The following is a 13,877-nucleotide window of genomic DNA, read 5'->3' on the forward strand; positions in this document are numbered from 1 at the left end:
ACTATTTCTTTTCCAGCAGATGCGGACGACCGAAGTCCGGCGCATCCACATCCTGGCCCGCCTGGACGATCGAGCGGCGGATGGCGCGGGTGCGGGTAAAGAGTTCGAAGATCTTGTCGCCCTCGCCCCAGCGGATCGCCCGCTGCAGATAGGCAAGGTCCTCCGAGAAACGCGCCAGCATTTCCAGGATCGCATCGCGGTTATGCAGGCAGACATCGCGCCACATCGTCGGATCGGAGGCTGCGAGACGCGTGAAATCGCGGAAGCCGGAGGCGGAATATTTGATGACTTCCGATTCCGTTACGGTCTCAAGATCGTCAGCCGTGCCGACAATATTGTAGGCTATGAGATGTGGGAGATGGGAGACGATGGCGAGCACCTTGTCGTGGTGCTGGGCGTCCATCTCATCGACCTTGGAGCCGAGCGCTTCCCAGAAGCTGCGAAGCGTCTTCAGCGCGGTCGGATCGGTTCCTTCGAGCGGCGTCAAGATGCACCAGCGTCCCTCGAACAGGCCGGGAAAGCCTGCATCCGGGCCGGACTTTTCCGTACCTGCGATCGGGTGGCCGGCAATGAAATGCACGTAGTCAGGCATATGCGGCTGCATCTGCGCGATCACGGAAGCCTTCGTGGAACCGACGTCAGTGACGATCGCGCCAGGCTTGAGGGTATTGGCGATCTCCTTCGCCACGCTTTCGGAAGCGCCGACCGGCACCGATACGATAACGAGATCAGCGTCCTTTACCGCGTCGGCAGAGGAGGTCGTGTAACGATCGCCGAGATCAAGCTCTTCGGCGCGCTTCAGCGTCTCGGCGCTCCGCGTAGCAACGACGATTTCATTGGCAAGGCCCAGGCGCCTGATGTCATGGGCAAGGGAGGAGCCGATCAGGCCGATACCGATCAGGGTGATGCGATTAAACTGGACTGTCATGCCTTGCGTCCCATGAATTCGCCGAGCGCCTCGATGACACCGCGATTGGCCTCTTCAGGACCGATGCTCATACGTAGAGAGTTCGGAAAGCCGTATGCGCGAACCGCGCGCAGAATATAGCCGCGGCCCGTCAGGAATGCATCGGCATCGGCGGCCCGCTTGCCATCGGCATCAGGGAAATGAATGAGAACGAAATTGGTGACCGACGGGGTGACCTTGAGGCCGAGAGCTTCAAAAGCATCCGTCAGCTTCTCTATCCACAGCTGATTGAAGGACACAGCGTCCTGAACGAAGGATTGGTCGCGGATCGCTGCAGCGCCCGCCGCGATCGCCGGCGCATTCATGTTGAATGGCGCGCGCACACGCTGCAGCGCATCGACGATATCGGCCGGCGCATAAATCCAGCCGATGCGCAGCGCCGCGAGGCCATAGGCCTTCGAGAAGGTGCGGGTCATGACGACGTTTGCATTCGAGGAGACGACCTCGATACCGGCCTCGTAATCGTTGCGGCGGACATATTCCGCATAGGCCGCATCGARCACGAGGATAACGTGCTTCGGCAACCCGGCCTGCAGGCGGCGGATTTCGCTGACCGGAATATAGGTGCCCGTCGGATTGCCGGGATTGGCGATGAAAACGATCTTCGTCTTCTCCGTCACCGCCGCAAGGATCGAATCCACGTCCACGGTATGGTCTTTTTCCTTGACCACAACAGGCGTCGCACCTGCCGCCATGGTCTGGATCTTATAGATGAGGAAGCCGTGCTCGGTTACGATGCTCTCGTCGCCGGGACCGAGATAGACATGGCAGAGCAGGCCGAGCAATTCGTCGGAACCATTGCCGCAAAGGATGTTTGCCGGGTTGAGGCCATGCACGGCGGCAATCGCCCCACGCAGCTCACGCGCCTGTCCATCAGGATAGCGCTCGAGATTGTCTGCGGCCGCCTTGAATGCGGCGATCGCTTTGGGGCTCGCACCGAGTGGCGTCTCGTTGGAGGAGAGCTTGTAGACGCGGGCCACGCCCGGCGCATGCTCCTTGCCGGGCACATAGGCAGCGATTTCAAGAATACCGGGACGCGGAACGGGCTTGCTCTTCTCAATGCTCATGGATCGACCTTGGAAATTGCCGCAAAGCCGGCGAAAGACTTGAGTGCAATTAAAGCGGAATGGCGATTTTGTCGAGTGCTGCAGCGCTTAGCGGCTGCGTGTGGTCGGCACCCCGTGCGGCGCAAGCACGGGCACAAAAACACGTCGCGAGGCGCGTGCGGCGACCGGCAGGCCCTGATAGAGCCGCTTCTGCGCCTCGACGATGATGACGCCCGAAAAAGCCGGCCAGAGCGTGCGGCCGATCCGCTCGAAGCCGCGGCGCAGGCGCAGCACGGCGCGCAGTTTCGACGGCGGGAAGAATAGCGCCTCGGCTGTGGCGCCCGGCGTGAAGTTGGTCTCGCGCAGCAGATGGGTCAGCTGGCCGCGCGAATAGGGTCGACCCGAACCGAAAGGTGTATGTTCCATGCGCGCCCAGACCCCGCGGCGGTTTGGCACGACGATCACGAGCCGCCCGCCCGGCGCCAGCACCCGCCAGAGTTCCTTCAGGGTCTCGCGTGGGCTTTCGGCAAATTCCAGGGAATGCACCATCAGCACCCGGTCGATCGAGGAATCCGGCAGCGGCAATTCCTCGTCAAAGATCAATGCGGTGGAAGAAAGCGAACCGACAGGCCAGTTCACGGCCCCTTGTCCCGCGGGCATGAAAGCGAAGGTGCGTTCCGTGTCGGCCTGGAACCGGTCGAGGAAGGGCACGGAATAACCAATGCCCACAAGCCGCTCCTGCGGCAGGCGCACCCAGAGCGACGACAGCGCCATGGCAATCGACTGCTCGGCCATGTGTCCAAGCTCAGAATGATAGAATTGGCGAAGGTCGACGATATCGGCGTGCATTATGCCAAATGTTATCAGTGACCGGTTGGACTTCAAGGCCGGAATCTCTACATTCCCGGTCAGTTCGAGGGATAAGGGACTATTTGAACGATGAAACCTTTGGAATTAGAAGTTTTTCTCTGCCGCAGCGACAATTTCGGCGTTCTCGTCCACGACCCTGAAACCGGACAGACCGCCTCGATCGATGCGCCCGATGCGGCGGCCGTCGAAGCCGCTGCCGTGCGCCGCGGCTGGAACATCACCCATATCTTCACGACCCATCACCATATCGACCATGTGGAAGGCAATCTGGCGCTGAAGGAACAGTACGGCCTGGAGATCATCGGTCCGGTCAACGAAGCGGTGGCAATCCCCGGCCTCGACAAGACGATGGGCGATGGCGACAGCTTCCTCTTTGGCGATCACACGATCAACGTCATCGAAACGCCCGGYCATACGGCCGGCCATATCTGCTACCACTTTGCCGACGACAAGCTGCTCTTTGCCGCCGACACGCTGTTTGCGCTCGGCTGCGGCCGTCTGTTCGAGCGTCCCGCTGCCGACATGTGGCATTCGCTGCAGAAGCTTGCGGTCCTGCCGGACGAAACTGCCGTTTATTTCGGCCATGAATATACGCTTTCCAACGCCCGTTTTGCGGTCACCATCGATCCCGGTAACGAGCGCCTGAAAAGCCGTGCGGCGGAAATCGAGGCATTGCGCGCCGAAGGCAAGTTCACCATTCCGACAACGCTGGCGCTCGAAAAGGAAACCAATCCCTTCCTGCGTGCGGCCGATCCTGCCATCCGCCGCAACCTGCTGATGGAGGGCAAGACCAACGAAGAGGTCTTTACCGAAATCCGCAAGCGCAAGGACAATTTCTAGGACATGACCGGAAAAGAGCTCACCCCCGAGAAGATCATCCGCGAGCTTAGCATGCAGCCGCACCCCGAAGGCGGCTGGTATGCACAGACCTTCCGCGATACCAATGGCGGCGAACGCGGCCATTCGACGGCGATCTATTATTTGCTCGCAAGGGGAGAGCGCTCGCACTGGCACCGTGTCCATGATGCGGCAGAGGTCTGGCACTACTATGCCGGCGCCCCGCTCGCGCTGCACCGCTCCGGAGACGGTCGCCACAGCGAGACGCTGAAGCTCGGCACGGATATTGCCGGCCCGAACAGGCCATCATCCCTGCCAATTGGTGGCAATCGGCCGAAACGCTCGGCGACTATACGCTGGTCGGCTGCACGGTGGCGCCCGGCTTCGAATTCTCCAAATTCGAGATGGCGCCGCCTGACTGGAAGCCCGGCGCTTAAGCTTGTTCCGCCACCGGCTGCACCTGCGGCTTGCGGCGGAACATTTCTTGCGCTGCCAGCACCGCGCCGCCGGTGATCAGCAGGCAGGCAAGCACAATACGCCAACTGGGCTCGGCAATACCGAAGACGGTCAGGATCAGCGTCGACAGCAGCGGCGCGGCATAACTTGCGGCACYGAGGATCTGGATATCGCCGTTCTTGACGCCATAATCCCAGGCATAGAAGGCGGCCCCAACGGGGAAAAGGCCGAGGCCGACCACGGCAAGCCATTCGAAGTTTGTCTCCGGCCACACCGTTGTCTCAAGTCCCAGATGGCAGAACAGCGAAAGTACCGATGTCGCAAGGCAGAAGCCGGTGACGACATCGGTCGAGACGGCGTCGAAACGCCGCGTCAGCAGCGAATAGCCGGACCAGGTGAAGGCACAGAGGAAAGCCGCCCCATAACCGACGGCATAGGCGCCATCGAAATCGATGCCGTTGCGCCCGACGATCATGAAGGTGCCGCATAGACCGGCCAGAGCGCCGACAATGTGATACCAGCGCAGCCTCTCGCCCGGCAGCAGCGCCGAACCGACGACGATCAGCAATGGCCAAAGATAGGCAATCAAACCCGCCTCGACGGCCGGCGCATTCCTGAGCGCCGTGAAATAGAGGAAGTGATAGCCGAACAGACCGGCAATGCCCGTGATCCAGACCTTTGCCGGCTGCTTCAGGAGGGCGATACGCGACGGATTGAGGATGAGCACGAGAATGCCGGGAATACTGCCGATGGCAAAACAGATGGTCGAAAGCTGGAACGGTGGCATCTTGCCGGAGGCGGCCGTAAAAAGCGCCAGGAATGACCACATCAGAATGGCCGTAAAACCGATCAACGTCGCCCGAAGTTTCACTCGTCCCCCTCGCGGAGACTTACGAAGGCTCCGTCAGCTGTTCCCGCCGTATTTCACAGCCGTGATCGTCACCGTCCCGTATTCCGTGGGAATGCGGACGTAGACCGGAGCATATACATTTGCCGCCTGCGCCTTGGCAAACCAGATTTCCATGCGATTGCTCTTGCTGAGGTAGACGAGATCCTTGCGGCCCTTTTTGTAGCCGGAGCGCGGAATGAAGCGCACGCCGCAGACGGTCGCCTTGCCCTTGAAGCCGTCGGTCGAAAAATTCTCATCGCCCTTCGGCGAAAGCACGAGGTCCATGCGCGTCTCGCCATCGAAGATCGGCAGCTTCTGTGAGCAGACGTCGGTATCGCCCGTGAAGATAAGGCCTGAGATCGGGTCAAGCACGGCGCGCATATCGCCCTCTGTTACCGGAATCCATTCCTTTGGCCGGCGCGGCTCCGGTGTCGTCGTGGCCGAAACGATATTGCCGTTGCGGTAGCTGACCTCATAGGTGCGAACCTTTTTGCCGGTCTTGTAATAGAGGACGTATTTTGCAGCCTGCAGCCGGTCATCGCGCACCACCCCGGTAACGCTGGTCTTGGCCAGAATATCGGTGACGAGATCAGCAAGGCCGGCCGATTTGATGTCGCCGTCGATTTTGTAGCTGTGATCGTCTTCTATCTTGGTAAGAAAGGCCGCCCGCGCAATCGTCAGGCCGGCAAGGGCCACCCTGTATTCCGTACGGTGCTGTATTTCGCTCGCACCGGCCGGCAAGGCCAGAAGAGCCGCAAGTGCCGAAACTAGAATCCGTCTGCCCAGATGAGCCATGGTGAGCGCCTTGTCTTGCCGGGCTGCTTGCGCCCTTGCACTTCGGTCTATACTCCTGCCGCATTGCGAAGAAAACAGCAGCTTTTTGACAGAATTGCGGGAAAGGCCAAGGTTTGGCTTGACGCGCGCGGCCTGCCTGACTATAGAACCGCAACTTTCCAATCATGGCCTGATGGATTGCGCAGTCGGTTTTTGCCGGATTGTCATTCGATGGCCCGAGAAAAACAAGAATAGGTGTTCCATGTCCCGCGTGTGCGAATTGTCCGGCAAGGCAGTCCTGACTGGTAACAATGTCAGCCATGCCAACAACAAGACCAAGCGCCGGTTCCTCCCGAACCTGTGCCAGGTTACGCTGATCTCCGACGCGCTCGGCCAGCGTTACCGTCTTCGCGTTTCGGCTGCTGCTCTTCGTTCCGTCGAGCATCGTGGCGGCCTCGATGCCTTCCTGCTGAAGGCTAACGAAGGCGAACTTTCGATGCGCGCTCGGCTGCTGCGTCGTCAGATCGTCAAGAAGACCGCAGAAGCGGCAGTTGCTGCTGCTTAAGGTTCGGCCCCAAAGCCGCTACCCAAGTCTTCCAAAGGCTTTCAAAGGCTTGAACGGATAATATCCGCACGAGCCTTTTGCTTTGCCGGCCTGGCTCTAATTCCAGGCTGAAATCTCACTCGAACTGGTGGCATCACCCAGGATAAAAAAATGCTGACGACCCGCCATACCCTTATCTATGTCGCCCTGATGACGCTCGTCGTCGTCGCCTCCAACTTTCTCGTTCAGTTTCCGCTGAACGCCACGGTTGCCGGCATCAATCTCGCCGACATCCTCACCTGGGGCGCCTTCTCCTATCCGATCGCCTTCCTGATCACCGACCTGACGAACCGCCAGTTCGGTCCGCAGGCTGCGCGCAGGGTGGTCTTCGCCGGCTTTGTCGTCGGTGTCGCCCTTTCCTTTTTCACCTCGGTTCCGCGTATCGCAATCGCCTCCGGCTCGGCCTATCTTGCCGGCCAGCTTCTCGATATCGCCGTCTTCAACCACCTGCGTCGTCAGGCCTGGTGGCGCGCGCCGCTCGTCGGCTCGCTGATCGGCTCGGCGCTGGATACGGTGATGTTCTTCTCGCTGTCCTTTGCCGCCTTCTTCGTTTTCCTCGGTCCGAACGAGCCCTTTGCGCTGGAAAACGCGCCGATCTTCGGCGTCCTCTCGGCGGAAGCTCCGCGCTGGATCTCCTGGGCGCTTGGTGATTTCTCGGTGAAGATGCTCGTCGGCCTGGTGATGCTGCTGCCCTATGGCGCGCTGATGAACGTGCTGCGTCCTGTGCAGGCGGCCACAACGCGGTAACGTCGCGCCGCGATCCCTCATCGTTGGATCGGCGACAGGGCCTTCGGCACCAGATCGCTCCTGTTTACCAATCCATGCTTTGTATCCTCGCCGCTCGGTTCGGCGAGAGCCACTTCTGGTCAAGCGATCCAGGAAAACGCTCCGACCATGAAGGATGGATGGACTGGCTGCGGTCCCCTCTGCAGCCAGTCTTCCTGACGGATGTCCTTCCTCTCTCTTCGCCGGACAAAGGAAGCGTCGAATACCGACGTCAGCAGACCGGATGTCTCTTTGCGACGATGGCGGGATGCCAGAGCACCTCCGCAACAAGCTGTTCAACAGGTAGCAATGAATCTAGCCGCAAAACCGGCTTTGTCATCGTCATCAACCACTCCTCATGTGCAACGAGACTGCGACGCTCCGCCCCTGCCGTATCGTAGCTCTCCGCCCATTCCATGAATTCACGGCTTTGCGCCGCCATGTCGCCACCGGGCCTGATCCTTTCGCCATAGCGGGCCTCCTCGCGCCGGCGGATACGCTCCATACGCACCATGGGATCGACCGTCAGGAACACCACCAGGTCGTAAAGCGGCTCGAATTCCGCGCCCCATTTGATCGCCGAGCCGGAAAGCACCCAATCGGCATCGGGCAACGCCTCTTGCCTGAGCATCGCAACGCGAGCCCCGACCTCGCGCTGCATCGTGAAGGGCGGATCGGTCGGCATCCAGAAGAAATGGTCGGTATCGAGATGACGGACATCAAGCTGTTCGGCCAGCGCCAGGCCAAGCGTGGTCGTGCCGGAACCCGAGGCTCCCGTGATATGGATACGCATGATACGCTCTCTTAAGGGGTAATATCCGCGAAGGAATGGACCGGATAGCGCAGAGTTATGACAGCCGTTCGACGGCCGCTCAATCGACCAGTCGGAACTCCAGCATCAGATTTCTCTGCAGGATGGAGTGATTGTCGTCAGACACCAGGATGACATGCGTCGTGCCATCGGCGGCCTGGAAGGTATCGATCCCTTCCATATTGTCGATATTGTAATTGAAGTTACCCTCGACGAGCAGCTCACCGTTCACGATGGCGCCGGGCTTGATATCTGCTCCCTTGATGCGGCGAATGCGCATGCCGATACCTTCGGCCATATTGAAGCGCCGCTCCAACAGAAGCAGGTCTCCGCCCGGCAGGAAGGCACCGTCGGTCACATCGAAGCTGCCATCCTTCTCGACCGCGAACTGCCCCTTTAGCGGCCCGTCCAGAATAGCCGCAAGCCGGTTGCCATCCTCGTCGAGGCTTCGCTCCGTCACAATCACGGGCGCGCCTTTCAATGGGCTCGAGGCGGAGGCTACGACAACGGTTTCAATGCCACGGTTTGCCCGCATCTCGTCCCGGGGAATGAGGATCCCGACCGTCGATAAGGATCGCGAGTCGAGAAAGCCGGGGTCCGGATAGATGTCGACGCGATGGTCCTGCTCGAAGGAAACAAGAATCCGGTCGCCATCCAGTGCGAGGCCTTCGGCATCCATAGGCCCCTTGCCCTCATAGGTCCGGCCGACGCGATTCCTCATCGCCGTGATCTCGACGCCGGAAAGGCCCGAAAGCCTGCCCTTGGCATCGCGTTCGATGCTGCCGGTCAGCCAGTGCCCGGTATCGAGAACGCCGACGAAACTCTTGCCGTCAGGACGCATGCGGATGGAGGAAAGGGAGCCGAAGAGGGAATTGCTCGACACCATCTCCAGCCCGCCGATAAATTCCAAAGGGCCGAAGCGGGTTTCGTCGCGACCGATATGGAAATCAGAAATCTTGCGGCTGATGATCTTCGCAGGCTCGCCCGCATAAGCGCCGGACAACCCCGTCGCGAGGGCAAGGACGACCAGAGCCGCGCGAGACAGATTTTCAAACGCCATGCGGAGTGTTTCCCCGAGATCGCATCAGCCGGCGCGGCGCAGGCGACCACCGCGCGGCTGGGCGGCGTGATCCTCGAACAGTTCTGCAAGCTGCTCGGTCATGGCGCCGGCAAGCTCGTCCGCATCGACGATCGTCACGGCACGGCGATAGTAACGCGTCACGTCATGACCGATGCCGATTGCGAGAAGCTCGACGGGCGAGCGCGTCTCAATCTGCTCGATTACCGCACGCAGATGCCGTTCCAGATAATTACCTGGATTGACCGACAGCGTGGAATCGTCCACCGGCGCACCATCCGAAATCATCATCAGGATGCGGCGCTGCTCGCGACGTGCGAGCAGGCGGTTATGCGCCCAGATCAGCGCCTCGCCGTCGATATTTTCCTTCAGCAGCCCCTCGCGCATCATCAGGCCGAGATTGGGCCGTACGCGTCGCCAGGGAGCATCGGCCGACTTATAGATGATGTGTCGCAGGTCGTTGAGACGGCCCGGCGTCTGCGGCTTGCCATTGGCCAGCCAGCTTTCACGCGCCTGCCCGCCCTTCCAGGCCTTGGTCGTGAAGCCGAGAATCTCGACCTTGACGCCGCAACGCTCCAGCGTGCGCGCCAGAATATCGGCGCAGGTGGCGGCAACCGTGATCGGCCGGCCTCGCATGGAACCGGAATTGTCGATCAGAAGCGTCACAACCGTATCGCGGAACTGCGTGTCGCGCTCCATCTTGAAGGAGAGCGCCTGCGTCGGATCGATGATGATGCGCTGCAAGCGGGCCGAGTCCAGATACCCTTCCTCGAGATCGAAATCCCAGGAGCGGTTCTGCTGTGCCATCAGCTTGCGCTGCAGGCGGTTCGCAAGCCGCCCGACTGCGCCCTGGAGATGGGCCAGCTGTTTGTCGAGGAAGGCGCGCAGTCGCTCCAGTTCGGCGGCATCACACAGCTCCTCGGCCTTGATGATTTCGTCGAACTCTTCCGTATAGATGTGGTAATCGACCTTTTCGTTGAAATCGGCAAAGGGCGTGTTCGGACGGCGGGTCTCACCCGGCGTCTCGGAATCGTCCTCGCCTTCTTCCATCATGTCGTCGTCGGAGATTTCGGCGCCTTCAGTTTCGCCGTCCTCCATCTGCTCGTCGGAGACTTCGCTGTCTTCGACGGGCGCGGCATCGCTGCCGGCGTCCTCGTCGACCTCATCCTCGTTCTGCTCGTCGCCCGTCGGCTGATCATCCTCGTTGGACTGATCGTCGGAGTCCGGATCGCTGTCGTCATCGCCATATTCCTCGGCCATTTCCATGGCCGACAGCATATTGCGGATGACCTTCGAGAAGGCCTGCTGGTCGTTGATGACGCCGGAGAGATTGTCGAGCTCGCTGCCGGCCTTTTCCTGGATAAAGGAACGCCAGAGATCAAGCACCTTACCGGCCGAAGCAGGCGCCTTCTGGCCGGTAAGCTTCTCGCGCACCATCATGGCGACGGCTTCGCCGATCGGCGCATCTTCCTGCCGTTCGATGCCGGTGAAATTTGCCTTGGCATATTTCTCTTCCGTCATGGAGCGCAGGTTTGCGGCCATGCCCTCCATGCGCAGCGAACCGATCGATTCGACGCGCGCCTGCTCGACGGCGTCGAAGATGATCCGCGCGTCGGAGCCCTGCGGCGCCATGGTCGAATGCACCTTCTCGTCGTGACAGGCGATGCGCAGCGCCATGGAATCGCCAAGGCCGCGCGTAACCGCCAGCTCATGCGCTGTCGGACGCTTGGAAAGCTCCGGCAGGCGGATGCGTTCGCCCGTCATGCCGGGGCGTTCATTGGCGAAAGCCACCTCGACCTGATCGTCGCCGGCGATTGCGCGTACGCAACCGGTTATCGCACGCCGCAACGGCTCGACATCGACAGGCGCGCCGGGCTTTGCTTTCGAATTGTCACCACGAGATGCCATGATCGACTGGCCTTATGCCCCCAGCACGATGTTGGCAGCGCTTTCCTTCAGCTCCACACCAAAGGCGCGCTGATAGTGCTCGGCCACCAGCGGACGCTCAAGCTCGTCGCACTTGTTGAGGAAGGTCACTCGGAAGGCGAAGGCGAGATCACCGAAGATCTCGGCATTCTCGGCCCAGGTGATGACAGTACGCGGGCTCATGACGGTGGAAAGATCGCCGTTCATGAAGGAAGCGCGCGTGAGATCGGCAACGCGGACCATCTTGGAAACCGTATCACGGCCTTCCTTGTCCTTGCCGAAGCTCTTCACCTTGGCAGCGACGATATTCACTTCATGGTCATGCGGCAGATAGTTCAGCGTCGAGACGATCGACCAACGGTCCATCTGCGCCTGGTTGATCTGCTGCGTGCCGTGATAGAGGCCTGTCGTATCGCCGAGACCGATGGTGTTGGCGGTCGCAAACAGGCGGAAGGCCGGGTGAGGACGGATGACGCGGCTCTGGTCGAGCAACGTCAGGCGGCCGGAAGATTCCAGCACGCGCTGAATGACGAACATCACGTCCGGGCGGCCGGCATCATATTCGTCGAAGACGAGCGCGACATTGTGCTGATAGGCCCAGGGCAGGATGCCGTCCTTGAATTCGGTGACCTGCAGGCCGTCCTTGACGACGATCGCATCCTTGCCGACGAGATCGATACGGCTGACATGGCTGTCGAGGTTGATGCGCACGCAAGGCCAGTTGAGGCGGGCGGCGACCTGCTCGATATGGGAAGACTTGCCCGTGCCGTGGTAGCCGGAGATCATCACGCGTCGGTTATGGGCGAAGCCGGCGAGGATCGCGAGCGTCGTCTCGCGGTCGAAGAGATAGTCGGTGTCGAGATCCGGCACATAGGCGTCGCCCTTGCTGTAGGCGGGAACGCGGATGTCGGAATCGATGCCGAAGGCCTCGCGGACCGAAACGGTGGTATCGGGCAGTTCGGAAATATCAAGTTCGATCTTGCTCATCATGTCTCCAAGGCGGGTGATGGCACCCGGCCATACTGTCTCAAGCCATTTCGCAACCATGACGCCGCGATATTCCGCGCCTGTCAGGTGGGAACGTCGGCGATACTTCTCCGGGACTGAAACGAAACCTCGGCGGGATGATGACCGCTGGCGAGCATTCTAGAAAGAGTCCCGGACAAGAAATGCCGCGTCCGGAAGGTCGGCAGAGGCGATGTCGGGAAAACGCACAAATATATGCCGCGATTGCCTGCGGCCTCAGCCGATGTGGACCATACCCGATTGAAGCTTAAGAGCAAGGACGGGAACTAACAAAAACCGTTCTGCTTCAATAATTGATAGGCCTGGATGACGGCACGGAAACGCTCTTCCGAGCCGCGGTCGCCGCCATTCGCATCGGGGTGATGCTTCTTGACCAGTTCCTTGTACCTGCTCTTGATCTCTGCGGAGGTGGCGTTCGCGGCAAGTCCCATCGTATCGAAAGCCTTGGCTTCCAGCGATTTCAGCTTGCGGGCCTGCGGGAAACGCGGGCCGCTGCCCTTGCCGCCACTTTCCTTCACGAAGCCGAACGGATCACGCACACGCGAATAGGCGCCGGAGCGAACCTCGGCATGCAGCGGGCTGTTCTTGGCATCCTTGTTGACGCCAACGGTCCAGGTGGGGCGATGGCCGGTGATCGCCTCCTTCTGGTAGCGCGCGATCTCACCGTCCGACAGGCCGGAGAAATAATTGTAGCCCTTGTTGTAGTCCTTGACGTGCTCGAAGCAGAACAAGAAGAATTGACCTTCCGCATTGCGTCCCACAGGAGCGCGATGCGTGCCTTTTTTGTCGCAGCCGTCCCACTGGCAGCTTGGAGGCGCCTGCTCGGGCTCCTGCTCTCGTCTGCGGCGCGTTCGGATGCGATCGAAATATTTGGAATCAAGTCTCATGACGGCGCTAATTATGGGGCTGCTGACTGATGACAACAAGAATTGACAAACGGGAATGTTGCTGGCTTGGTGGGAACCTTTTTCGCGAACTCAGAAGACCCGGTGATGACACTCCAGACCAGCATCGAAGAGAAGCTCAAGGCGACCTTTGCACCCGAACGCCTCTTCGTCATCAACGAGAGCCATCTGCATGTCGGCCACCAGCCGGACATCACGGGCACCGGCGAGACACATATGCGCGTTCGCATCGTTTCTGCAAAATTCGCCGGCATGTCTCGGCTGCAGCGCCACAGGGCGATCACCGACCTATTGAAGCCCGAGCTGGACGCAGGGCTTCATGCGCTGGCCGTCGAGCCGGCAGCACCGGGCGAACCGACGCGCTGGTAACTCTTAAAGCATTTCCAGACGCAAAGCCGCTGCAGACTTTTGCTGGAATTGCTCTTAGCGGATGATCAGCGCCGTGGCGTAGAGCCCGAAACCGAAGACGGTGTGGGCGAGCAGGTTCAGCACCCGCACCTTCGTGGGATTCGGCGTCTTAGAAGCCGCCCAGCCAAGGCCGAGACCCGGCTGCATCAGAAACCAGCCTGCGCCGACCGTGACGATGCCGAGGATCCAGGCCGGCAGGAAGGTTGGTGCGGCAAACCAGGCCGGGCCGACGAAGATCGCCAGCAGGATGCCGTAGAGAATGCCGACCGCATAGTGGCCGATCCAGCCGAGCGCCAGCTCGTTGGCATAGGGCGCGGCATCACCGATATCGTCGTGAAAGACCTTGCCCTTGCCGAGATGCCAGAACCAGCGGCCGGCAGGCGCCCAGTTCGGCGACGACGTCACACCGAGCTTTGCGAGCAGGATTGCCCAAATATCCATCAGGACGGTCGCCCCGATGCCGATGGCGACGGATCGCCAAATGATGTCGAACATGTCAGATCCTGTGGAATGAG

The 13,877-nt window shown here is 60.5% G+C and carries 15 protein-coding genes and 1 pseudogene; 5 read left to right on the forward strand and 11 right to left on the reverse strand.

Features of this window, described 5'->3' with window-relative positions; translation table 11 throughout:
- Nucleotide 1 precedes the first annotated feature (1 nt).
- The 3 genes from AC1D35_RS13430 to AC1D35_RS13440 form a co-directional block, all read right to left on the reverse strand.
- Nucleotides 2-928, reverse strand: coding sequence for a prephenate/arogenate dehydrogenase family protein (locus AC1D35_RS13430; RefSeq protein WP_113308219.1), 927 nt, complete (start codon nt 926-928; stop codon nt 2-4).
- A complete protein-coding gene (hisC, locus tag AC1D35_RS13435; protein WP_477938688.1) occupies nt 925-2,034 on the reverse strand; it encodes a histidinol-phosphate transaminase in 1,110 nt (369 codons plus the stop codon). The genes AC1D35_RS13430 and hisC overlap by 4 nt, the downstream gene beginning before the upstream one ends.
- A gap of 87 nt (nt 2,035-2,121) precedes the next feature.
- Nucleotides 2,122-2,898 carry a class I SAM-dependent methyltransferase gene (locus tag AC1D35_RS13440; RefSeq protein WP_113299095.1) on the reverse strand — a complete coding sequence of 259 codons (777 nt, stop codon included), beginning with the start codon at nt 2,896-2,898 and terminating at the stop codon, nt 2,122-2,124.
- Between the two features lie 54 nt (nt 2,899-2,952).
- Here AC1D35_RS13440 and gloB point away from each other — a divergent pair, with 54 nt between their 5' ends.
- Nucleotides 2,953-3,723 carry a hydroxyacylglutathione hydrolase gene (gene gloB / locus AC1D35_RS13445; RefSeq protein WP_113299096.1) on the forward strand — a complete coding sequence of 257 codons (771 nt, stop codon included), beginning with the start codon at nt 2,953-2,955 and terminating at the stop codon, nt 3,721-3,723.
- A gap of 3 nt (nt 3,724-3,726) precedes the next feature.
- Nucleotides 3,727-4,157 (forward strand): annotated as a pseudogene (locus AC1D35_RS13450) (cupin domain-containing protein).
- Here AC1D35_RS13450 and yddG read toward each other — a convergent pair.
- Together yddG and AC1D35_RS13460 are read right to left on the reverse strand one after the other, a co-directional pair.
- Nucleotides 4,154-5,047 (reverse strand): aromatic amino acid exporter YddG, encoded by an 894-nt coding sequence (gene yddG, locus AC1D35_RS13455; protein ID WP_477938689.1) that lies wholly within the window; start codon nt 5,045-5,047, stop codon nt 4,154-4,156. The pseudogene AC1D35_RS13450 and the gene yddG overlap by 4 nt on opposite strands.
- Before the next feature lie 33 nt (nt 5,048-5,080).
- On the reverse strand, nt 5,081-5,860 hold the full coding sequence (locus AC1D35_RS13460; protein WP_113308223.1) for a DUF3108 domain-containing protein: 780 nt from the start codon (nt 5,858-5,860) through the stop codon (nt 5,081-5,083).
- Between the two features lie 241 nt (nt 5,861-6,101).
- Here AC1D35_RS13460 and rpmB point away from each other — a divergent pair, with 241 nt between their 5' ends.
- Nucleotides 6,102-6,404 carry a 50S ribosomal protein L28 gene (rpmB, locus tag AC1D35_RS13465; RefSeq protein WP_113299100.1) on the forward strand — a complete coding sequence of 101 codons (303 nt, stop codon included), beginning with the start codon at nt 6,102-6,104 and terminating at the stop codon, nt 6,402-6,404.
- A 150-nt stretch (nt 6,405-6,554) separates the two neighbouring features.
- A complete protein-coding gene (locus AC1D35_RS13470; protein WP_113308224.1) occupies nt 6,555-7,190 on the forward strand; it encodes a VUT family protein in 636 nt (211 codons plus the stop codon).
- Between the two features lie 250 nt (nt 7,191-7,440).
- On the opposite strand, the gene AC1D35_RS13475 is transcribed toward AC1D35_RS13470, so the two are convergent.
- The 5 genes from AC1D35_RS13475 to AC1D35_RS13495 all read right to left on the reverse strand — a co-directional run bounded on the left by AC1D35_RS13475 (nt 7,441) and on the right by AC1D35_RS13495 (nt 12,936).
- Nucleotides 7,441-8,004, reverse strand: a complete 564-nt coding sequence (locus AC1D35_RS13475) for an ATP-binding protein (RefSeq protein WP_113308225.1) — start codon at nt 8,002-8,004, stop codon at nt 7,441-7,443.
- 76 nt (nt 8,005-8,080) lie between these two features.
- On the reverse strand, nt 8,081-9,079 hold the full coding sequence (locus AC1D35_RS13480; protein WP_113299103.1) for an esterase-like activity of phytase family protein: 999 nt from the start codon (nt 9,077-9,079) through the stop codon (nt 8,081-8,083).
- A gap of 24 nt (nt 9,080-9,103) precedes the next feature.
- Nucleotides 9,104-11,005 (reverse strand): cobaltochelatase subunit CobT, encoded by a 1,902-nt coding sequence (gene cobT / locus AC1D35_RS13485; RefSeq protein WP_113308226.1) that lies wholly within the window; start codon nt 11,003-11,005, stop codon nt 9,104-9,106.
- A 12-nt stretch (nt 11,006-11,017) separates the two neighbouring features.
- Nucleotides 11,018-12,010 (reverse strand): cobaltochelatase subunit CobS, encoded by a 993-nt coding sequence (gene cobS, locus AC1D35_RS13490; RefSeq protein ID WP_113299183.1) that lies wholly within the window; start codon nt 12,008-12,010, stop codon nt 11,018-11,020.
- 305 nt (nt 12,011-12,315) lie between these two features.
- On the reverse strand, nt 12,316-12,936 hold the full coding sequence (locus AC1D35_RS13495; protein WP_113299105.1) for a J domain-containing protein: 621 nt from the start codon (nt 12,934-12,936) through the stop codon (nt 12,316-12,318).
- A 105-nt stretch (nt 12,937-13,041) separates the two neighbouring features.
- Between AC1D35_RS13495 and AC1D35_RS13500 the strand changes: the two genes are divergently transcribed.
- Nucleotides 13,042-13,323 (forward strand): BolA family protein, encoded by a 282-nt coding sequence (locus AC1D35_RS13500; RefSeq protein WP_113308227.1) that lies wholly within the window; start codon nt 13,042-13,044, stop codon nt 13,321-13,323.
- Between the two features lie 54 nt (nt 13,324-13,377).
- On the opposite strand, the gene AC1D35_RS13505 is transcribed toward AC1D35_RS13500, so the two are convergent.
- Nucleotides 13,378-13,857, reverse strand: coding sequence for a DUF2938 domain-containing protein (locus AC1D35_RS13505; protein ID WP_113308228.1), 480 nt, complete (start codon nt 13,855-13,857; stop codon nt 13,378-13,380).
- Between the last annotated feature and the right edge of the window lie 20 nt (nt 13,858-13,877).

It is taken from the genome of Rhizobium sp. P1_E6, assembly GCF_056405875.1.